Here is a 20,486-nt window from a genome sequence, read left to right on the forward strand (position 1 = left end):
GGGGGGGCCGGCCAACCCACCCGGCGCCCCCGTCCAAACCCCGCAACCACCCCCACCCCCCCCCGCCCGGAGCGCCACCACCAACCGCACCGGCCCCCCCCCCGCGGGGCCGGCTCAGTTGCTGTTCAGCGCTGAAAATCAGCTGCGAACTCTTTCAGAGCATCAGCTGGCGTTCCTGCGGCCCGATCGGGCGAGGCAGCTGCGAGGGCTTCTCGTTGAGGAAGGCGTCCACGCCGGCAGCGCAGGAGCGTCCTTCAGCGATGGCCCACACGATCAGCGACTGGCCGCGACCCGCGTCACCGCAGGCGAACACGCCGGGCACCGAGGTCTCGTAGTCGTCGTTGCGCTTGATGTTGCCGCGCTGGTCGAGCTCGAGGCCGAGGTCGGTGACCAGACCCTCCTTCTGGGGGCCGGTGAAACCCATGGCCAGCAGTACCAACTGGGCAGGCATCTCCCGCTCGGTGCCCTCGACGGTCTCGAAGCGGCCGGTCTCGGCGGAACGCTTCACGTCGTGCAGCCGCACGCTGGTGATGGCTCCGCTCTCATCGCCGACGAACTCGCTGGAGCTGGCCGAGTACACCCGGTCACCGCCCTCCTCGTTGGCGCTGGCAACCCGGTAGATCATCGGATAGGTCGGCCAGGGCTGACGGTCGGGTCGAAGCGCCGGCGGATGCGGCATGATCTCCAGCTGCGTCACCGAACGTGCGCCCTGGCGAAGCGCGGTGCCCAGGCAGTCGTTGGAGGTGTCGCCGCCACCGATGATGATGACGTCCTTGCCCTCCGCGGTGATCTGGTCGGGAACCTCTTCGGTCAGCGCATGGGTCGCCTGGGTGAGGTACTCCACAGCCTGGTGAATGCCGGAGAGCTCACGCCCGGGGATCGGCAGATCGCGCGGGGTGGTCGAACCGATGGCGAGCACCACGGCGTCGAAACGCTCCTGCAGCTGTTCGCCGGTGAGGTCCACGCCGATGTTGGTGTTCGGCTTGAAGGTGGTGCCCTCAAGACGCATCTGCTTCAGCCGGCGGTCCAGCACCGACTTCTCCATCTTGAAGTTCGGGATGCCGTAGCGCATCAGGCCGCCGATTGCGTCGTGGCGCTCGTAGACGACCACGGTGTGACCGGCGCGGGTCAGCTGCTGTGCCACGGCGAGTCCGGAGGGACCCGAGCCCACCACGGCGACAGTCTTCAGGGTGTGCCAGTTCGGCATCTGGGGGGTGACCCGCAGGTCGTCCCAGCCCTTGTCGACGATGGCGACCTCGACATTCTTGATGGTCACCGGATCGCGGTGGATGCCCTCCACGCACGCCGTCTCGCAGGGTGCCGGGCACAACCGCCCGGTGAACTCCGGGAAGTTGTTGGTGGCGTGCAGCCTGTCGAGAGCCACCTGCCATTCACCGCGGTAGATGAGATCGTTCCACTCCGGGATGAGGTTGCCCAGGGGGCAGCCGTTGTGGCAGAACGGAATCCCGCAGTCCATGCAGCGGGCAGCCTGGGTCTGGATGATCGGCAGTACCGCCTTGCCGGGATCGCCCGGGTAGACCTCCACCCAGTCGTCCACCCGCTCGTCGGTAGGCCTGCGTTCGGCCACCTCACGCGGGTACTTGATGAACCCCTTGAAGTCAGCCACGTGCAGCCTCCATCATCGCGCTCGTCGTCTCTTCCTCGCTGGCACCTCGTGCCGCAGCATCGTCACGCGCCTTGAGGACGCGTGCATAGCCGCGCGGCACAATCTTGGTCAGCCGCTTCTCAAGTTTCGGATCGGCCAGCAGGGCCTTCGCCACCTCGGAACCGGTGAGTTCCAGGTGCTGGGCGAGCAGCTGACGCACCCGTTCCATGTCGAGCGGGGACATGTTCGTGGCGTCAACCAGGGAACCGTTCAGCAGCTTGCGGTTCAGGTCGACCACCCACGCAACACCACCAGACATACCAGCCGCGAAGTTGCGCCCGGTCGGCCCGATGACCAGGGCCTCGCCACCGGTCATGTACTCGCAGCCATGATCGCCGACGCCCTCGACCACTGCGGTGGCACCGGAGTTGCGGACGCAGAAGCGCTCCCCCACGGTACCCCGCAGGAAGACCTCGCCGCCCGTGGCGCCGTAGCAGATCACATTGCCGGCGATGATGTTGGAGGACTGGTCGAAGGTGGAGTTCTCCGGTGCTCGCACCGAGATGCGCCCGCCCGACAGACCCTTGCCGAGATAGTCGTTGGCGTCGCCGATGAGGTTCATCGTGATACCCCGCGGCAGGAAGGCACCGAAGCTCTGCCCTGCCGTTCCGCGGAAGGTGAACTCGATCGTGTCGTCAGGAAGGCCCTTGCCCTCGGTGGCCATCGTCACCGCATGCCCGAGCATGGTACCCACCGTGCGGTCCACATTGCGCACCGCGACACCGGCACTGACGTGGGTGCCGTCGAGGAGTGCCGGCTGGGCGATCTCGATGAGCTTCTCATCCAGGCTGCCGGCCAGCTCGTGGTCCTGCTGCTTGGTGCAGTGCAACGAGGTGCCCTCAGGCACCTCCACCTGGTAGAGCACCGAGGACAGATCGATGCCCTTGGCCTTCCAGTGGTCCAGCGCAGGATTCATGTCCAGGCACTCGACGTGGCCGACGGCCTCCTCGAGGCTCCTGAAACCGAGCTCGGCGAGCAGTTCGCGGGTCTCCTCGGCGATGAACTGCATGAAGTTGATCACATACTCCGGCTTGCCGTCGAAGACCTTGCGCAGGTCGGGGTTCTGCGTGGCAACGCCCTGCGGGCAGGTGTCCAGATGGCAGACCCTCATCATGACGCAGCCCATGGTGACCAGGGCCGTGGTGGCGAAGCCGAATTCCTCGGCACCCAGCAGCGCCGCGATGATCACATCGCGTCCGGTCTTGAGCTGGCCGTCGCACTGCACGACGATGCGGTCCCGCAGGCCGTTGAGCAGCAGGGTCTGCTGGGTCTCGGCCAGGCCGAGCTCCCAGGGGCCGCCAGCGTGCTTGATCGAGGTGAGCGGTGCCGCGCCGGTGCCGCCGTCCTGGCCGGAGATGAGCACCACATCGGCTTTCGCCTTGGACACACCGGTGGCGACAGTGCCGACGCCGACCTCGCTCACCAGCTTCACATGGACGCGGGCGTCAGGATTGGCGCACTTGAGGTCGTGGATCAACTGCTTGAGATCCTCGATGGAGTAGATGTCGTGGTGCGGGGGCGGACTGATCAGCCCGACGCCGGTGGTGGCATGACGCACCCGCGCGATCCACGGGTACACCTTGGTACCGGGCAGGTGGCCACCCTCGCCGGGCTTGGCGCCCTGGGCCATCTTGATCTGCAGATCGGTGGCATAGGACAGATACTCGCTGGTCACGCCGAAACGACCGGATGCCACCTGCTTGATCGCCGAGCACCGCTCGGGGTCATGCAGCCTGGCCGGATCCTCGCCACCCTCGCCGGTGTTTGACCTGGCATGCAGCCGGTTCATGGCGATGGCCATCGTCTCGTGGGCTTCCTGGCTGATGGAGCCGTAGCTCATCGCGCCGGTGCTGAAGCGCTTGACGATCTCGGAGACCGGCTCGACCTCTTCGATGGGCACCGGTGTGCGGTCGTGCTTGAGCTTCAGCAGCGAGCGCAGCGTCATGTGCCGCGAGGAGTTGTCGTTGACGTGCTCGGTGTATTCCTTGAACTGCAGGTAGTCACCACGCCGGGCGGCCTGCTGCAGACGGAAGACGGCTTGCGGATCGAAGAGATGGTCCTCGCCCTCGCGACGCCACTGCAGGTCGCCGCCGACTTCCAGGGTGCGGTGCGGCAGCACGGTGCCGTTCTCGGGGTAGGCGCGTTCGTGGTGACGGCGCACCTCCTCGGCAACCTGCTCCAGCCCGATTCCTTCGATGCGGCTGGCGGTGCCGGCGAAGAACTCGTTGACGAAGTCGTGGTTCAACCCGACGGCCTCGAAGATCTGCGCGCCGAGATAGCTCGCCAACGTCGAGACGCCCATCTTGCTCATGATGGTGAGCACGCCCCGCCCCAGTGCCATGGACACATTGGAGATGGCCTGCTCGGGGCTGACCGACACGTACAGCTCGTGGCGGGCCATGTCCTCGGCGGACTCGAAGAGCAGGTAGGGGTTGATGCAGGCGGCGCCATAGGCGAACAGCAGCGCGGCGTGGTGCACCTCGCGCACATCACCGGCCTCGACGACAAGCCCGATACGGGAACGCTGACGCAGATAGACCAGGTGCTGGTGCACGGCACTGGTGAGCAGCAACGAGGGAATGGGCGCCAGCTCGGCGTTCGCGTGCCGATCGGACAGCACGATGACGTGGGCGCCGTTCTCGATGGCCTCACTGACCTCTTCGCGAATCTCCTCCAGGCGCGCCCGCAGTGCCTCCACGCCGCCGTGCACGTCGTAGATCCCGCGCACGACATAGGTCTCGCCGCCGGTGTGATCGGCCTTCTCACCGAGGTGGACGATCTTCGCCAGTTCCTCGGAGTTGATGATCGGGTAGGGAATCACCAGCTGGTCGCAACTCTCGGGCCCGGGCTCGAGAAGATTGCTCTCCGGCCCCATGCGCCCCTCAAGCGAGGTGACGAGTTCCTCGCGGATCGCATCCAGCGGAGGATTGGTCACCTGGGCGAACTGCTGGGTGAAGAAGTCGAACAGATTCTTCGGGCGGTTGGAGAGCACCGCCAGCGGCGTGTCGTTACCCATCGACCCCAGGACATCCTTGCCGGTGTTGGCCATCGGGGCGATGATCCGGCGCAGCTGCTCATGGGTGTAGCCGAAGATCTCCTGGCGCCTGGTCACCGAGAAGTGCGAGTGCACGATGTGGGTGCGCTCGGGCAGGTCGGAGATGTCGACCAGACCCTCCTTGAGCCATTCGCCATAGGGGTGCTCGGCGGCGAGATAGTCCTTGACCTGCTGGTCGTCGACGACCGTGTGCCGGGCGAGGTCGACCAGCAGCATCTTGCCGGGCTGCAGGCGTCCCTTGGAGCGCACCTCGGCAGGATCGACGGGCAGCACGCCCGCCTCGGAGGCGAAGATCACGCGATCATCGGTGACCCAGTAGCGGGCCGGCCGCAGACCATTGCGGTCCAGCGTGGCGCCGATCAGCGTGCCATCGGTGAAGGTCACGCAGGCCGGGCCGTCCCAAGGCTCCATGAGGCTCGCGTGGTAGGAGTAGAAGTCCTTGTGGGACTGGGGCATGTCGTCGTTGTGCTGCCAGGCCTCGGGAATCATCATCAGCACGGCGTGCGGAAGCGAGCGCCCGGACAGGTACAGCAGCTCCAGCACCTCGTCGAAGCTGGCCGAGTCGGAACCGTCGGGGGTGCAGATCGGGAAGATCTGATCCAGGTCCCCGGGGATCAGGTCGGTCTTGATGAGCGCCTCGCGGGCACGCATCCAATTGCGATTTCCCTTGATCGTGTTGAACTCGCCGTTGTGGGCGATCAGCCGGTACGGATGGGCCAGCTGCCAGCTCGGGAAGGTGTTGGTGCTGAACCGGGAGTGCACCAGTGCCAGCGCCGAGGACATGGACTGGTCGTGCAGCTCGGGGTAGACCTCTTCGAGCTGGTTGGTGGTGAGCATGCCCTTGTAGACGATGGTGCGACAGCTCAGCGAGGCGAAGTAGGTGCCGGTCTGCTTCTCTGCCCGACGGCGGACCAGGTAGACCAAGCGGTCGAGCTCGATGCCGGACGCCTCCTCGCGGGCGCACAGGAACAGCTGGGACATGTAGGGCATGGCACCCAGCGAGATGGGGCTGAGCGTGTCCACGTTCACCGGCACATCGCGCCAGCCGAGCACCTTGAGGCGCTCTTCGATGGCAATCTTCTCGATGGAGATCTTGGCCATCTCACGCTCTTCCTCGTCCTGGGGGAGGAAGGCCATTCCGGCTGCGTAGTGACCCTGCGGGGGCAGGGCGAAGTCTACCTGGGAACGGAAGAATGCATCGGGGATCTGCAGGAGGATGCCAGCACCGTCGCCAGCGGCCTCATCGGCGCCGGTGGCGCCGCGATGATCGAGATTGCGCAGTGCCTCGATACCTTGTTCCACCGTCGCATGGTCCGCTACACCGTCGAGCCTCGTGACGAATGCCACGCCACAGGAGTCATGCTCGAAAGCCGGGTCGTACAGACCCTGCCTTTGCGGAAGCGCCATGTCTATCTCCTTCTGTCCAGCCGACCAGGCCCGGATTCTACTCGTCGGCATCAGGCACAGTTGTTGATCCATCTCGAGTGATGGACAGATCGTCTTGTATTCCGGACTCTGCAGGGCGACCGTCACGCCATATCGACGTGGGCTTTCCGGGGTGGTGCCACAGCTGCCAGATGAGGACCAGCGTGGCCACCACAAAGACGCCTGCTGAAGTGTAGTCGTTGAGCCGCATCCCGCCCAAGTGGTTCGCAGGATCGATGCGCAAAGATTCGATGAAGAAGCGACCGAAGCAGTAGTACATGACATAGACGGTGAACAGCTTTCCGCCGCCCAGGGCGAAACGCCGGCTCAGCCACAGCAGCAGGAATCCGCCGATCGTGCACCAGATCAGTTCATAGAGGAAGGTCGGCTGGAAGGTGGCGTACTGCTCGTAGCCGGGGGGCCGGTGCTGGGGGTCGATGAGCAGCCCCCAACGCAGAGTGGTCGGACGGCCGAACAGCTCCTGGTTGAACCAGTTGCCCAGTCGCCCGATGGCCTGGGCGAACAAGAGGGCAGGTGCGACACAGTCGGCCACCACACCGAAGCGCACCCCATGACGACGGCACCAGACCAGAGCGGCGATGGCGCCTGCGGCCACCGCACCCCAGATGCCGAGCCCGCCGTTCCAGATCTTGAAGGCGTCGATCGGATTGCGTCCGGCCGCGAAGTAAAGCTCCGGATCGGTGATCACGTGGTACAGGCGCGCACCGATGATGCCGATGACCACCGACCACAGCGCCAGCGAGTCGAAGAGTTCGGGCGTGCCCCCCTTGGCGACGAAACGGCGCGAGGAGAGGATCCAGGCCACCACGATGCCGGTGAGCATGCACAGCGCATAGATGTGGATGGTGACTGGGCCGACCTGGAAGGAGCTGATCGGGGGGCTGGGCAGAAACAGCGGCGTCACCGCGCGGCCCTCACCCCGGCAGCAAGATCGTCCACAGTGGCGCGCAGCCCGTCCAGTCCGCCAGAACCGCTGTCCTCGGCCTCCAGCAAACGCTTCACCAGTGCGGAACCGACGATGACCAGATCGGCGAAGGAGCCGACCTCGGCCGCCTGCTCGCCGTCGGACACGCCCAGTCCGACGCCCACCGGGAGATCGGGGGCGATGCTTCGGACCTTCTCGACCAGTACAGGAGCAGCCGAGGAGGTGTGCGAGCGGGCACCCGTGACGCCCATCACGGAGGTCGCATAGACCCAGCCGCGGCAGGCAGCGGTGGTTTCAGCGATCCTCTCGTCGGTGGACGAAGGAGCCACCAGGTAGACCCTGTCGAGCCCGAACTCATCGGACGCGCTGGTCCACAGTGCCGCGTCGTCAGGGGTGAGGTCAGGAGTGATCAGACCTGCGCCGCCGGCATTGGCCAGATCGCGGGCGAAGTGGCGCACAGACTCCTGCGGGTCTGTCTCGCGCCCGTGGGAACCGTAGTGCTCCACCAGATTCCAGTAGATCATCACCAGCGGTGTGGCACCGGTGTGCGCGACGGCCTCGACGGCGCTGAACACGTCGCGGGTGCGCACTCCCCTGGCCAGTGCCTTGGTGGTGGCGCGCTGGATGGCCAGACCGTCCATCATGGGGTCGGAGTAGGGCATACCGATCTCGACAGCATCGACGCCAGCACCCTGCGAGCCCTGGGTGAGGGCAACCATCGCCGCAATCGAACCGGGCACATCTGGGTAGCCGACGGGCAGATAGCCCACCAATGCGGGACGGTTCTCGGCCCGTGCTGCGGCCACCGTCCTCCCGGAGATACCCAGCCGCGCCTGGTCGGTAAAAGTGCTTGTCAGATCGAGCACGCTCATGCCACGCTCCCGGTGGTCGCATCGACGGTGCCGTGCACGCCGAAGTACTTCATTGCTGTGTCCGCGTCCTTGTCGCCGCGACCCGAGATGGTCACCAGCAGTGTCGGACGGTGATCCGGGTTCTCGGCCAGCATCCGCTTCGCCAACCGCTCGGCGCCTGCCAGCGCGTGCGCCGATTCGATGGCCGGCATGATGCCCTCGCATCGGGTCAGCCGGTCGAGGGCCTCCATGGCCTCGGCATCGGTCACGGGCTCGTAGTGCGCGCGCCCTGTGGAGGCCAGATAGGCGTGCTCGGGCCCCACCCCCGGGTAGTCCAGGCCTGCTGAGATCGAATGCGACTCCATGGTCTGCCCGTCGTCGTCCTGCAGTACATAGGTGCGGGTGCCGTGCAGCACACCGACCGAACCACCGTTGATGGACGCCGCGTGCTCACCGGTCTCGATTCCGCAGCCGCCTGCCTCGTAGCCGTACAGGCCCACCTCGGGATCGTCGATGTAGGCGGCGAATGAACCAATCGCATTGGATCCCCCGCCGACGCAGGCGCACACGGCGTCGGGCAGCTGCCCGAAACGCTGCAACATCTGGGCCCGCGACTCCTTGGAGATGATCGACTGGAAATGCTTGACCATCATCGGGAAGGGATGCGGGCCCGATGCGGTGCCGATCAGGTAGTGCGTGGTGGCCACATTGGTCACCCAGTCGCGCATCGCCTCGTTCATGGCGTCCTTGAGGGTGGCGGAGCCGGCCTCGACGGCGATCACTTCGGCGCCCAGCAGCTGCATGCGCGCCACATTGAGCGCCTGCCGGTCGGTGTCGACCCTGCCCATGTACACGCGGCACTCGAAACCCATCAGCGCAGCGATGGTGGCTGTCGCGACACCGTGCTGTCCCGCGCCGGTCTCGGCGATCACGCGCTGCTTGCCCATCCGCTTGGTGAGCAGGCCCTGACCCAGCACATTGTTGATCTTATGGCTTCCGGTGTGGTTGAGGTCCTCGCGCTTGAGCAGGATTCGCGCACCGCCGCAGTAGCGCTCGCTGTAGTTCTTCGCCTCGGTGATGGGTGAGGGACGCCCGGTGTAGTTCACCTGCAGGTCGTCGTAGTCCGCGGCGAAGCTCGGATCGGCCAGTGCAGCCTCATAGGCCTCGGTGAGTTCGCCCAGAGCAGCCTTGAGCGCCTCCGGCACGAACTGCCCGCCGAATTTCGCGAAGTGCCCGAGATCGTCCGGCACATGCTCCGATGTGGTCTGCGTCATCGCTCTCCCCTGTGTGTTGCCTGAATCATGCCTGTATTGCCCGCCCATGTCGCAGCTGGCTCACTGCGCAACCGGCGCGGAAACCTGGATGTCCTCGGACACCTGGATCATGGTGCGCACTGAAGTGCGCGGATCACCGCTGGTCACCAGTGCCTCGCCGATCAGCGCAACATCGGCACCGGCTGCGCGCACCCTGGCCACGTCCTGCGGGCCGGTGATACCCGATTCGGCGACCGCAATCCTGTCGTCTGGCACCAACGGACGCAGCCGTTCAAACTGCGCCAGGTCCACCTCGAGGGTCTTCAGATTCCTGTTGTTCACGCCGATCAGCTCGGCGCCCAGGTCGACGGCTCGACGGGTCTCCTCCGGTGTATGCACCTCGACCAGTGGCAGCAGACCGAGATCCAGCGCCAGAGAGTTGAGCTCGTGCAATTGCCTGTCATCCAGTGCCGCGACGATGAGCAGCACGAGATCGGCCCCCCATGCACGTGCTTCGAGCACCTGGTACGGGTCGACGACGAAGTCTTTGCGCAGTACCGGGATGCTCACCTTCGCCCGCACGGCGGCCAGGTCGTCCAGCGTGCCGTGGAAGCGGCGCTGCTCGGTGAGCACAGAGATCGCCGAGGCACCACCTTCCTGGTAGGCCCAGGCGATCTCGGCGGGGTCGGTGACATCGGCCAGGTGGCCTTTGGACGGTGAGGATCGCTTGACCTCGGCGATGATCGAGATCGGGTCAGCGCGGAAGGCGGGTCTGGGGTCGATTGTGGGGCCGAGGCCGGCGATCCGGGCTTCCAGTGCACTGGGCGCGGTCTTCACCATCCTGGCCGCCATGTCGATGCGGACGCCCTTGATGATGTCGTCGAGCACGGTGCTCATGAAAGTCCTCCTCCAGCGACCAGTGACGTCGCCACATCGTTCTGCGCGCTCCCGGATTCCCCAGACTTCTCCGTGTCATGGGGGCACAGAGAATCATCGGCGCAGCCACAGTCCTCGGTGCAGATCGGGCGGGCGGCCTCGGCGCGCCCCAGCGCGGTGATGAGCGCGGCAGCCTTGTTGTGGGCCTCCTCGTCCTCGTTGCGCGGCACCGAGTCCGCGACGATGCCTGCGCCCGCCTGGATGTGCGCGACGCCGTCCTTGACCAGGGCGGTGCGGATGGTGATCGCGGCGTCGGCATTGCCCGCGAAGTCGAAGTAGCCGACCACTCCCCCATAGGGACCCCGGCGGACCGGTTCCAGGTCGTCGATGATCTGCATGGCACGCAGCTTCGGCGCGCCGGACAGCGTGCCGGCCGGGAAGCAGGCCATCGTCACATCCAATGCAGTGCGCCCCGGCGTGACCTCGCCGGTCACACCGGCTTCCAGGTGCATCACGTGGGAGTAGCGCCCGACGTGCATGAACTGGGTCACCGTGACGGTGCCGGGCACGCACACCCTGCCCAGATCGTTTCGCCCCAGGTCGACGAGCATGAGGTGCTCGGCGCGTTCCTTCTCGTCGGCGAGCAGCTCGTCCTCAAGGCGCTTGTCCTCGGCGGCGGTCTGGCCACGGGGCCGCGTGCCGGCGATCGGATGCGTGGTGGCCACGCCGTCCTTGATCGTGACCAGTGCCTCAGGGGACGAGCCCACCAGATCGAAACCGGGCAACCGCAACAGGAACAGATAGGGACTCGGATTGGTGACCCTCAGTTCGCGGTAGATGTCGAAGGACGAGACATCCACCGGCACGTCGAAGCGCTGGGAGGGCACCACCTGGAAGATGTCGCCGGCCACGATGTGACCCTTGGCCTTGTCCACCATCGTCTCGAACTGACCCTGCGCAAGCTGGTCGTGGATGTCCAGTGGCACCTCGCCCTCGCAGCTGGCCAGCAGCGCCTTGCGGGGCTGGGCGAGCTTGGCGACCATGGCCCTCACCCGCCGCACCGCATCGTGATAGGCATCGTCGATGCGCTCCGGTGAGGCGTCGAAGTTGATGGCATTGGCGATCAGCCAGACCTCGCTGCAATGGTGGTCGAGCACGGCGACGTCACCGGCGAGCATCATCACCATGTCTGGCACCCCGAGGTCATCGGGGTTCTGCTCCCCCAGGGTCGGCTCCAGCTCTCGCATCACGTCGTAGCCGAGATAGCCCACCATTCCCGAACTGAACGGAGGCAGATCAGGATCGGCAGGAGTGCCGAGCTCGCCGAGCACCGAGGCCAGCAGTTCAAGCGGCCGCCCGGTGCGCGGAAGTCCCGCCAGCGGACGTCCGATCCATTCGCCCTCCAGCCCGCGGCCCACCAGCGTGGAAGGGCAGTTGACACCGACGAAGGACCAGCGCGACCTGGTGCCCTGTTCGACCGATTCGAACAGGAAGCTGCCGGGAGCGTCATCGGCGAGCTGGGCGTAGAGCGCGATGGGGGTGAGGTCGTCGGCCCGCAGCCGCACGTGCACTCCGATCACCCTGCGTCGTGCTGCCTGCTCGCGGAACTCCTCCAAACTCGGTTCGATGCGCAGTGCTGAATTCACTCGTCTTCTCCCTCGTGGACGCTCATCGGCAGCGTCCCGCCCGCATCGAAGCAGCTCTCGGCGCCTGTGTGGCAGGCGCCTCCCACCTGGTCAACCAGCAACAGGATGGTGTCCCCGTCGCAGTCGATACTCACCTCGCGCACATGCTGGGTGTGTCCGCTGGTTTCTCCTTTGATCCACAGCTCCTGGCGTGAGCGGGACCAATAGGTCGCCTTGCCGGTGGACAGGGTGAGCGCCAGGGACTCGTCGTTCATCCACGCCATCATGAGCACCCGTCCGCTGGTGATGTCCTGGGCGATGGCCGGAACCAGGCCGACAGGGTTGCGCTTGAGACGTGCAGCAACCTCGGCAGGCAGTTCACAGTGGGGTGAAACGACAGACATGATGCCCATTGTCTCGCATCGGCAAACCGACACGCCAACTCCCTGCCTGCGGTGCCTGATGCGCCCCGTCCTCGACATGCGTCCCTACAGTGTCATCATGACGACTCTTGCGCACACCTACCGCGAGGCGCTGGCCACGATCCTCGAACACACCGACCCTGACGCACCCACCCTGTGCGAGGGCTGGACCTGTGCCGATCTGGCAGCGCACCTGTATGTCCGCGAGAACGATCCGATGGGCTCTCCGGGCATCATCATTCCGCCGCTTGCCGGCCTCACCAGGGCACGGATGGACAAGGCATTGGCCAGCCTCGGATATCTGGGTGTGGTGGATGCCTTCGCCCATGGTCCCAGGTCCTGGTCGCCCATGGGCATCCCGGGACTCGACCGGATGGCCAATGGAATCGAGTTCTTCGTGCACTACGAGGACGTGCATCGCGCGCAGGAGGGCTGGTCGGCCAGCGAACTGCCCGGCCCTGGGCTGAGCGACGAGCTGTGGCAGCGCCTGCGTCTGTCGGCGAAGTTCCTGGCGCGCAAGAGCCCGGTCGGCCTGCGGCTGGAGCGCACCGACGTGGATCCCGCCGAATCGGTGGCTGTGCGCCCGGGTGACCAGATCGTCACCATCACGGGGACTCCCGGCGAGCTGGTGCTGTGGTGTTACGGACGCAGGGCCGCGGTGGATTTCATCGGTGATCCCGAGCCCGTCGAGGCCGTGAAACGAATGGCCCGGGGCTTCTGAGAATCTCTGTCGCACGTTCGGGCCGGCAGGCCCGGGTGGATGCTCTCGCCGTGCCCGCACGGCAATCCGACAGGCCTGCTTCCATTCCAGTGGCTACCGAGCCTCCAGCAGTTCCGAGGGTGTCATCTGGGCAACGGAGGACCTCACAGGCCATTCACCTCGGTGCGGGCCCGATTCTCGGGGTTGCGCACCTGGCCCGCGTGAATGTGGTGGAGCCTCGCGATCACACGGTCCCGCAGCTGCCACACCATGTGCAACCCGACGAGCAGGAAGATCGAGTTCGTGATGAGCGACGGCCACGCTCTGGTGGTGATGCAGGCAATCGCCAGGAACAGGCAGCTGATCATGTTGAGCGCGTGGAAGCGCAGCGAGTCCGGGCGGATCCGCTTGCCCGAAACCAGGCAGTAGGCGGCCACCGTCCCCGCTGCCCCGAGGTATCCCAGAACCATCGTGATCATCGTCGTCATCCCTTGCACGACGACCATGTTGGTCACTCAAACAATGAAGTTCAATCGAATCTTTCTTCACAGTACATACAGTTCTACTGAACAAGTTCAGTTGGCCTTTCACTTACACGTCTTCACTCTTGATGAATTATTTCTGAAATTCTCGGGCACCCTCCTGCCACGCGGCGTTTACGGCGATGAAGAGCGAGCACATCATGGTTGGCTGGTGGTCATGGCCATCCACATCGATCCCCGCCGACTCACCGTGCTGCTGGCGGTCCATCGCGAAGGCGGCATCGTGGCTGCCGCGGACGCGCTGCGGCTCAGTCCGTCCGCGGTTTCCCAGCAACTCGCGAAGCTTGAGGCAGAGACGGGCCTCAAGGTCGTGGAGCGCACCCCGCACGGAGCATTGCTCACTCCCGCCGGAGCGATCCTGGCCACCGGCGGTGAGCGCATCGAAACCGAATTGGCCGATCTGGTCCGGGCCCTGCACCCCTACACCGGCATCATCACCGGGTCGGTGATGATGGGCTCCTTCCAGTCACTCATGAGCGCTCTGCTGCTGCGCTTCCGGCAGCATCTCGCTGCGGTGCTGCCGGGCGTGGATCTGCGCCTGCAAGAGGTGGACGAGCCCGACGGAATGGCACAGCTGCGTTCAGGACAGCTCGACCTGTTGTGCATCGAACGCGACACCAGGCCGCCGCGACCGCCACGAGGTTACTGCGACACGCCGTTCTACGACGAACCGTGGTTGCTCATCACGCCTCCGGCCACGGGCACGATCAGCGGCCAGCGCGATCTGGCCTCGCTCACCTGGCTGAGCCAGCCTCCCGGCACTGCCGGCGATGACGCGATGCAGCGCATCACCGCACCCTTTGCGGACGCTCATTTCAGCGACTACCGCTACACCAGCTATTCAGTGGCCGTGGACATGGTCAGCGAAGGGCTCGGCGCCACCCTCATTCCTCAACTCGCGCTGGTCGACGCACGGCGTGGACACGTGAAGGTCACACCCATGCCTGAGCTTGGCGTCCGCAGACTGTTCGTCCGTCATCGCGCCCGGCTTGCCAGCACCGAACCGGCAGTCAGTCAACTCATCGAGCAGCTCGTCAGCTGGTCCCAGACCGCCCTGGGCGACACTCCCGTGGCGGGAGGAAATGACTGACCTGCGTCGGAAGATTCACGGGGAATCCGTCGCAGAGATCCTCCGCGAATGGCTCGATCAGCCGTTGTTCTGGACCTTCTTCGACTTTCTGACCTTCGGCGGCTTGTTCGCCCTGGCGGCCTTGCGCTGCAACGATGCCCACTCGTCGCGCAGACCGACCGTGCGATGGAACAGCGCAGGATCGTCCGGGTCGAGTGCGAAGTAACCGAGCCGCTCGAACTGCACGACCTGGCCGGGCTGCACATCGGCTATGGCGGCCTCGGCCTTGGAGTCCTCGAGCAGCACTCGCGAGTCGGGGTTGAGATCGTCCAGTGGTTCGCCGGTTGTCTCGCCGGGATTGGGAGTGGTGAACATCCGGTCGTAGAGCGCCACCCGCACGTCTTTGGCGTGAGGTGCGCTGACCCAGTGCATGGTGGAGCGGACACGCCGCCCATCAGGGGCATCACCACCGCGGGATGCCGGATCGTAGCTGGCGTGCACCTCGACGACGCGCCCCTCGGCGTCCTTGACGATGCTGGTGGCGGTGATCAGATAGGCTCCGCGCAGCCGCACCTCATTGCCGGGAAAGAGCCGGAAGAACTTCGGCGGCGGAACCTCAGCGAAGTCCTCCTGCTCGATGAACAGGTCGCCGGTGAAAGCCACCTTGCGGGTGCCATCACCAGGGTTCTCCGGATTGTTCGTCAGTTCGAACCATTCGACCACCGGATCGCCGTTCTCATCGGTAGGCCAGTCATCGATGATCAAGTGCAGTGGCCTGGTGACCACCATCCGGCGCTGCGCGGTGGTGTTGAGTTCATGGCGGATGAATGATTCCAGTTCCTCGATATTTCGCCGGGAATTCGTACGTGTGGTGCCCGCGTCACGACAGAATTCGCGCAGCGCGGCCGGCGGGCAGCCACGTCGGCGCATCCCGCGCAGGGTAGGCATCCGGGCGTCATCCCAGCCGTCCACCACACCGTCGGCGACGAGCTTGGCCAGCCGCCGCTTCGAGGTGATGGTGTAGGTGAGTTCGAGGCGGGCGAATTCGATCTGCCGGGGCTTCTCCTGGGGGAGCGGGAGGTGCTCCAGGTACCAGTCGTAGAGCGGCCGGTGGGTGTCGAATTCCAGCGTGCACAGCGAATGGGTGACACCCTCGATTGCATCCGACTGGCCGTGCGCCCAGTCGTAGGTGGGATAGATGGGCCATTCGTCGCCGGTCTGGTGATGGGACGCGTGGCGGATGCGGTACATCACCGGGTCACGCAGCGCCATGTTGTCGGCATTCATGTCGATCTTGGCCCGCAGCACGCGACTGCCGTCGGGAAATTCTCCGGTGCGCATCCGGCGGAAGAGGTCGAGGTTCTCCTTGACGCTGCGGTCTCTGAAGGGGCTGTCCTGGCCGGGCCTGCCGAAACCACCCCGCTGGGCAGAGATCGTCTCATTGTCCTGGTCATCGACATAGGCCAAGCCCTCACCTATGAGGTACTCCGCCCATTCGTAGAGCTGCTGGAAATAATCGGACGCGTGCAGCACCTGGGCTGGTTCGTAGCCCAGCCAGCGGATGTCCTCCATGATCGAGTTCACGAACTCGGGGTCCTCTGCCACCGGGTTCGTGTCGTCCAGGCGCACATTGCAGATTCCGGAGAAGCGTTCGGCTATACCGAAATCGACGGTGATCGCCTTGGCATGCCCGATGTGCAAGTAACCATTCGGCTCAGGCGGGAAACGGGTCTGCACCCTCCCCGAATAGGTGCCCTGCTCGTTGTCCTTCTCGACCGCATCGCTGATGAAATCACCGGCGGCCGCACCCTCGGGGTTGACCATGGCGGTCAAATTATCACGCCTCAACCAGCGAAGTTCCACTGTGGTTCGGCGTTGTAACGCTCGATGCGCCAGCTCTCACCGGCCCTGTTGAGCCAAGTGGTGCAGCAATTGCCCAACGAGTCCAGACACCACATGGTGGAGAAGTCCCAGCCCATCAGGGTGCCCACTCCACAGCGGATCGCGGTGCCATGGCTGAACACCAGGATCGTCCCTCCCGGGGTGCTGGCATCGATGTCCTGCAACGCCTGGCTGACCCGCAGGCCAACCTCGGCGCCCGTCTCCCCTGTGGAGCTCCAGCGGCAGTCGTGTTCACCAGTACGCCATGCCCACAGGCCGGGGTCGGATTGTTCCAACTGCGACCAGGTGAAACCCTCGAAGTCACCGAAGTCGATCTCGCACAGCCTCGTGTCGGTGCTCACCGGGCATCCGGCCAGTTCAGCCGTCTTGGACGCTGTGGTGTGCGCCCGTTCCAGCGGAGACGACCAGATGGCCACCGGATTGAACCTCGCAAACCAGCTCGCCGCGGCCGAAGCCTGCGCCAAACCCACAGAATTGAGTGGAATGTCGCTGGATCCCTGCCAACGCCCCGCTGCGTTCCAATCGGTCTGGCCGTGCCGTACGAGAAGGAATCGAGGAGTGGTCATGGCCGCCTTTCCGGACACCGAGCAGACACTCCCACCATATCGGGCACATCCGACTAGGATCGATACATGGTGTACCTGCTGTCTGGGCAATTCTGCTGAGCTCGGCGCCGTGGGGAATGTCCTGCCATGCAGGCGTGTTCACCCGGTGTGAGCCCATCACGAGATGTTGGAGGTAAATGATCATGCTGGATCCGAACACTTTGTTTCATTACGACTCCCAGATTGATCAGAGAACCATCCGTGACCGTGTAATGCTGATCACTCTTGGTAGTTATGGCGATGCCGGATCGGCGCAGGAGCAGTTCAACGACCACCTGCTCAATACGCTGACGCACCGGACCATCGGCAATTTCGACATCGACCAGGTGATGGACTACCGAGGCCACCGTCCGCCGATCGACTTCGACCAGGATCACTACGACAACTACGAGCCGCCGGCCATGACTCTTCACGAGGTGACCGACAAGGACGGTTCTCCGTTCCTGCTTCTCACCGGTCCCGAGCCCGCATTGCAGTGGGAGCGGATCACGGCGGCCATCAACGGCATCATCGAGGATCTCGACGTGCAGCTGGTCGTCACCGCGCAGAGTGTGCCGATGCCCGTTCCGCACACCAGGCCGGTGGGTCTGCTCAAGGTGGCCACTCGCTCGGAGCTGTTGCCGGGTAACAGGCCGACAGGTTCATTCCGGATGAGTTCGTCCTTCCTGGGCATGATGACCCAGCGCCTGGGCGAAGCCGGCAGGGACGTCATCGGGCTGGTGGCACGCGTACCGCAGTACTTGGCGGATGCGGAGTTCCCCGAGGCACCGATCGCATTGATCCGAGGCGTGAACCAGGTCGCGGGTCTTGAACTGCCGGTCGGCGAGCTCGAGCCGGCCGCCCGGGCCGCCCGGGCCCAGATCGACTCGCAGATCAACGATTCGGAACAGCTCGGCCAGATGGTGGCCCAGTTGGAGGCCCAGTACGACAACTTCATGGCCTCCCACGAGCTGCCGATGAGCGAGGAGGACATTCCGGACGCCGACGAGATCGGGCAGGCCGTCGAGGACTTCCTGGCCAGCCTGGATTCCGATGCCGACGGATCTGATGGTTCTGATGAGGGTTTCCCGAACGACCAGTCCGGCGACTCCGCCGACCAGAATCACATTGATGGGGACGGCTCCTCTGGAAGCGGGGACGACAGGGGTCCCGATCAGCCCAGCGCCTGACCGGCCGGGTTGGCCGATCACTGACAACCGCGGACCGCTGGTGCGGAGTGAGGATTTGGCTCTCCCCGCGCCAGCGGTTCGTCATGTCTGGACTTGCCGGCGGGTCATTGACCGCTGTTGGGGCGGCCAGGTCTGTCGGCCGGCAGGGCATGGTCCAGCGGCCAGGCATGAGTGAGCGGCCCCGGATTGGCGGGTTCGCGATAGCACTCACAACCAAGAAGCGCCTGGAACAGCTCAGCAGGCAGGGTGAGGAAGAACCCGGCATCGCTGGTCTGGGAGGCATGAGCGGCTAGGGCGTTGCGCTTGCGCTCAAGGATCGCTTCGGGCAAGTCGATCGCCCAGCGCAGCTCGCTGGCCGGTGAGCCGATCAGAATTCCGTCGTCTCCGACCGCTTCGGGATCGAAAAGGACCATTTCAGGTACGTCGAGCCGACGGGCGATGGCTTGGATGTCTGCGCGGGCATCCTGGTTGAAACTGCCCTGCAGAACCCGCAATCCGCCCCCGACAAGGGCTGCCGCGGCGGTACCGACTGTGTGCACCATGATGTGGTCGGGGTGGCCGTATCCGCCATGAGGGTCATAGCCCACCAGGACATCGGCCTGCTCCTCACGGAGTATCTCTGCAACCCGCGCCGCCGCCTGGTCGGGATCGGCATTGCAGAAGGCGCGCGGATCGGCATTGGACGGCCATCCGGTCATCCCCGAATCCTGGTAGCCGAGCCATTCCACCCGATCGATGCCGAGCACCCGAGCGGAATTCATCAGTTCCTCACGCCGACGGTCCGCGACCGTCTCACCCTCACGCAAGTCGGCGGCAGCTGTTCCCATGGTGCCGTCAGTGGCGATGATGTTGACCACCCGGTCTCCGCGATCATGCGCCATCGCCATCGTCCCGGCGGTCTGGGAGCTCTCATCATCAGGATGTGCGTGCAGGAAGACCCAAGTTGCCATGTGGCACATCCTGCCATTCCGGGGTCATCCCGACCGGATGCTCGCCTTCACGTGCGCGGTGAGCGCAAATCTGGCGAGGAGCGCCTCCGCGGATATGTCTTCGAGTGGAACACGCCTGGAGCCAGTCCTAGGAGATCGGCTGCGCCGTCGTCGTGGGAACGGCTACCGGCCGGCCCATAGGCTGGAGATGTGAATGACGACCGCGATCCCGACCAGACGCCACCACCTGGTGCGCCGGATTTCCGGCCGCCGTCTTCGAACTCGGGAGCCTCGGGCTCCCCCACCCGGCCGCCTAATCCTGGGCCGTCGAATTCGGGAGCGCCCAATTTTCCGCCGCCCACTCCGGGGACGGGTTCGTCAGACAATCGGCCACCCTCTCCAGGGCCGGGTACACCCGATTCCACAGCAACTGGACAATCCGATTTCCACCAGCCCGGAAACCAAGGAAACCCTGGCTGGGACCGCAACCAGCACGCCGGGTGGAACAACCCGTCCTCCGATGAGTGGGTCGTTCCGCACGAACCGTCGGCATGGGATCGGTCGCGTGGCCGTGCGGTTGACAGCCCTCGGCCGTCCCCGGATGGTTTCTCGACTGCGCCTGGCAGCGGATGGGGTGCTCCACCGCGTCGCAGGACCCGATCAAGAGCGCGCAGCGAGCACTGGTTCAACCAGCCGGCACCCAGCGGACGGGGCCGGGGCGGCACAGCGTGGCGCGGTTCATCAATGGCCGGCTACAAGAACAGCCCGTTGGTGTGCACCTACACGATCATGGCCATCTGCGTGCTGGTCTGGCTCGGCGAGATCTTCGTGCCGGGTGTGTTCAGCGCGGTCGTGCTCACCCCGAGCCTGGGTATCAGCGAGCCGTGGCGTCTGCTGACCTCCGCGTTCGCCCATTCGCCGTCCGGCATCTGGCACATCCTCACCAACATGCTGATGTTGTGGCTGATCGGCCGTTCGCTCGAACCTCGTCTGGGACGCCGTGACTTCGTCATCTGCTATCTGCTGAGTGCTGTGGGTGGCAATACGGTGTTCGTGCTGCTTGCCGGACTCAGTTCGTCCTCTTCGGCGGTCGTCGGAGCTTCTGGCGCGGTCTTCGGGCTGTTCGGCGTGCTGCTCGCGCTGTCACGGCGCGACGGCGTGCCGAGCAGTGGAATCTGGATACTGGTCGGCATCAATCTCGTCTATTCATTCATCGTGCCGGGGATCGCCTGGCAGGCCCACTTGGGCGGCTTCTTCACCGGCCTGGCAGCGGGGCTGATGCTGCTTCGCGGCAGAGACCGGCACCCGTCAGGATGGCTGGCGCCGCTACTTCTGCTGATCCCCATTGCGGCGATCCTGGGAGTGGCTTCCGCAGTACTCGGCTGAGTTGCCCGGATTCCCTGTCACCTCCCGATCGGTGGATCATCTGATCGGTGGGAGGACCGGTCAGT

At 65.1% G+C, this 20,486-nt stretch carries 16 protein-coding genes; 4 read left to right on the forward strand and 12 right to left on the reverse strand.

What is annotated here, in order from left to right:
• Positions 1-154: 154 nt before the first annotated feature.
• Genes ABF648_RS06930 through hisI form a run of 8 tightly spaced genes read right to left on the reverse strand, consistent with a single transcriptional unit; the run spans position 155 to position 12,101 of the window.
• A complete protein-coding gene (locus ABF648_RS06930) occupies positions 155-1,627 on the reverse strand; it encodes a glutamate synthase subunit beta (RefSeq protein ID WP_415631570.1) in 1,473 nt (490 codons plus the stop codon).
• Positions 1,620-6,128 (reverse strand): glutamate synthase large subunit, encoded by a 4,509-nt coding sequence (gene gltB, locus ABF648_RS06935; protein WP_415631571.1) that lies wholly within the window; start codon positions 6,126-6,128, stop codon positions 1,620-1,622. The genes ABF648_RS06930 and gltB overlap by 8 nt, the downstream gene beginning before the upstream one ends.
• A gap of 37 nt (positions 6,129-6,165) precedes the next feature.
• Positions 6,166-7,071, reverse strand: coding sequence for a prolipoprotein diacylglyceryl transferase (lgt, locus tag ABF648_RS06940; RefSeq protein ID WP_415631572.1), 906 nt, complete (start codon positions 7,069-7,071; stop codon positions 6,166-6,168).
• The gene (trpA, locus tag ABF648_RS06945) at positions 7,068-7,964 is read right to left on the reverse strand and encodes a tryptophan synthase subunit alpha (RefSeq protein WP_415631573.1); all 897 of its coding nucleotides are present in this window, start codon (positions 7,962-7,964) and stop codon (positions 7,068-7,070) included. Before trpA ends, lgt begins: the two co-directional genes overlap by 4 nt.
• Positions 7,961-9,217, reverse strand: coding sequence for a tryptophan synthase subunit beta (gene trpB, locus ABF648_RS06950; RefSeq protein WP_415631574.1), 1,257 nt, complete (start codon positions 9,215-9,217; stop codon positions 7,961-7,963). The genes trpA and trpB overlap by 4 nt, the downstream gene beginning before the upstream one ends.
• Before the next feature lie 60 nt (positions 9,218-9,277).
• Complete coding sequence (trpC, locus tag ABF648_RS06955; RefSeq protein WP_415631575.1) at positions 9,278-10,093, reverse strand: indole-3-glycerol phosphate synthase TrpC; 816 nt, start codon at positions 10,091-10,093, stop codon at positions 9,278-9,280.
• The gene (locus ABF648_RS06960; protein ID WP_415631576.1) at positions 10,090-11,718 is read right to left on the reverse strand and encodes an anthranilate synthase component I; all 1,629 of its coding nucleotides are present in this window, start codon (positions 11,716-11,718) and stop codon (positions 10,090-10,092) included. The genes trpC and ABF648_RS06960 overlap by 4 nt, the downstream gene beginning before the upstream one ends.
• Complete coding sequence (gene hisI / locus ABF648_RS06965; protein ID WP_415631577.1) at positions 11,715-12,101, reverse strand: phosphoribosyl-AMP cyclohydrolase; 387 nt, start codon at positions 12,099-12,101, stop codon at positions 11,715-11,717. The genes ABF648_RS06960 and hisI overlap by 4 nt, the downstream gene beginning before the upstream one ends.
• 97 nt (positions 12,102-12,198) lie before the next feature.
• Between hisI and ABF648_RS06970 the strand changes: the two genes are divergently transcribed.
• On the forward strand, positions 12,199-12,840 hold the full coding sequence (locus ABF648_RS06970) for a TIGR03085 family metal-binding protein (RefSeq protein WP_415631578.1): 642 nt from the start codon (positions 12,199-12,201) through the stop codon (positions 12,838-12,840).
• A gap of 143 nt (positions 12,841-12,983) precedes the next feature.
• Here ABF648_RS06970 and ABF648_RS06975 read toward each other — a convergent pair whose 3' ends face one another.
• Positions 12,984-13,325: a CBU_0592 family membrane protein gene (locus tag ABF648_RS06975; protein ID WP_415631579.1), complete on the reverse strand. Its 342-nt coding sequence runs from the start codon at positions 13,323-13,325 to the stop codon at positions 12,984-12,986.
• Positions 13,326-13,518: 193 nt separating this feature from the next.
• Between ABF648_RS06975 and ABF648_RS06980 the strand changes: the two genes are divergently transcribed.
• Positions 13,519-14,451 carry a LysR family transcriptional regulator gene (locus tag ABF648_RS06980; RefSeq protein ID WP_415631580.1) on the forward strand — a complete coding sequence of 311 codons (933 nt, stop codon included), beginning with the start codon at positions 13,519-13,521 and terminating at the stop codon, positions 14,449-14,451.
• A gap of 57 nt (positions 14,452-14,508) precedes the next feature.
• Here the strand turns inward: ABF648_RS06980 and ABF648_RS06985 are convergent, their stop codons facing one another.
• Together ABF648_RS06985 and ABF648_RS06990 are read right to left on the reverse strand one after the other, a co-directional pair.
• Positions 14,509-16,254 carry a glutamine--tRNA ligase/YqeY domain fusion protein gene (locus tag ABF648_RS06985; protein ID WP_415631581.1) on the reverse strand — a complete coding sequence of 582 codons (1,746 nt, stop codon included), beginning with the start codon at positions 16,252-16,254 and terminating at the stop codon, positions 14,509-14,511.
• Positions 16,255-16,274: 20 nt separating this feature from the next.
• Positions 16,275-16,898 carry a histidine phosphatase family protein gene (locus ABF648_RS06990; RefSeq protein ID WP_415631582.1) on the reverse strand — a complete coding sequence of 208 codons (624 nt, stop codon included), beginning with the start codon at positions 16,896-16,898 and terminating at the stop codon, positions 16,275-16,277.
• A 251-nt stretch (positions 16,899-17,149) separates the two neighbouring features.
• On the opposite strand from ABF648_RS06990, the gene ABF648_RS06995 reads away from it, so the two are divergent.
• Complete coding sequence (locus tag ABF648_RS06995; protein ID WP_415631583.1) at positions 17,150-18,106, forward strand: PAC2 family protein; 957 nt, start codon at positions 17,150-17,152, stop codon at positions 18,104-18,106.
• A 104-nt stretch (positions 18,107-18,210) separates the two neighbouring features.
• Here ABF648_RS06995 and ABF648_RS07000 read toward each other — a convergent pair whose 3' ends face one another.
• Positions 18,211-19,056: a PIG-L family deacetylase gene (locus tag ABF648_RS07000; protein ID WP_415631584.1), complete on the reverse strand. Its 846-nt coding sequence runs from the start codon at positions 19,054-19,056 to the stop codon at positions 18,211-18,213.
• A gap of 723 nt (positions 19,057-19,779) precedes the next feature.
• On the opposite strand from ABF648_RS07000, the gene ABF648_RS07005 reads away from it, so the two are divergent.
• The gene (locus ABF648_RS07005; protein ID WP_415631585.1) at positions 19,780-20,421 is read left to right on the forward strand and encodes a rhomboid family intramembrane serine protease; all 642 of its coding nucleotides are present in this window, start codon (positions 19,780-19,782) and stop codon (positions 20,419-20,421) included.
• Positions 20,422-20,486 lie beyond the last annotated feature (65 nt).

It is taken from the genome of Propionibacterium sp. (genome assembly GCF_047719395.1).
Taxonomy (GTDB): Bacteria; Actinomycetota; Actinomycetes; order Propionibacteriales; family Propionibacteriaceae; genus Propionibacterium.

What these genes read in the sequence shown, in the direction of transcription:
- ABF648_RS07005 (WP_415631585.1), top strand. Translation starts at nt 19,780, where the DNA reads ATGGCCGGCTACAAGAACAGCCCGTTGGTGTGCACCTACACGATCATG.
- ABF648_RS06980 (WP_415631580.1), top strand. Translation starts at nt 13,519, where the DNA reads ATGGCCATCCACATCGATCCCCGCCGACTCACCGTGCTGCTGGCGGTC.
- trpA (WP_415631573.1), bottom strand. Translation starts at nt 7,964, where the DNA reads ATGAGCGTGCTCGATCTGACAAGCACTTTTACCGACCAGGCGCGGCTG.
- trpB (WP_415631574.1), bottom strand. Translation starts at nt 9,217, where the DNA reads ATGACGCAGACCACATCGGAGCATGTGCCGGACGATCTCGGGCACTTC.
- trpC (WP_415631575.1), bottom strand. Translation starts at nt 10,093, where the DNA reads ATGAGCACCGTGCTCGACGACATCATCAAGGGCGTCCGCATCGACATG.
- ABF648_RS06970 (WP_415631578.1), top strand. Translation starts at nt 12,199, where the DNA reads ATGACGACTCTTGCGCACACCTACCGCGAGGCGCTGGCCACGATCCTC.
- ABF648_RS06975 (WP_415631579.1), bottom strand. Translation starts at nt 13,325, where the DNA reads ATGGTCGTCGTGCAAGGGATGACGACGATGATCACGATGGTTCTGGGA.
- ABF648_RS06985 (WP_415631581.1), bottom strand. Translation starts at nt 16,254, where the DNA reads ATGGTCAACCCCGAGGGTGCGGCCGCCGGTGATTTCATCAGCGATGCG.
- ABF648_RS07000 (WP_415631584.1), bottom strand. Translation starts at nt 19,056, where the DNA reads ATGGCAACTTGGGTCTTCCTGCACGCACATCCTGATGATGAGAGCTCC.
- ABF648_RS06990 (WP_415631582.1), bottom strand. Translation starts at nt 16,898, where the DNA reads ATGACCACTCCTCGATTCCTTCTCGTACGGCACGGCCAGACCGATTGG.
- gltB (WP_415631571.1), bottom strand. Translation starts at nt 6,128, where the DNA reads ATGGCGCTTCCGCAAAGGCAGGGTCTGTACGACCCGGCTTTCGAGCAT.
- hisI (WP_415631577.1), bottom strand. Translation starts at nt 12,101, where the DNA reads ATGTCTGTCGTTTCACCCCACTGTGAACTGCCTGCCGAGGTTGCTGCA.
- ABF648_RS06995 (WP_415631583.1), top strand. Translation starts at nt 17,150, where the DNA reads ATGCTGATCACTCTTGGTAGTTATGGCGATGCCGGATCGGCGCAGGAG.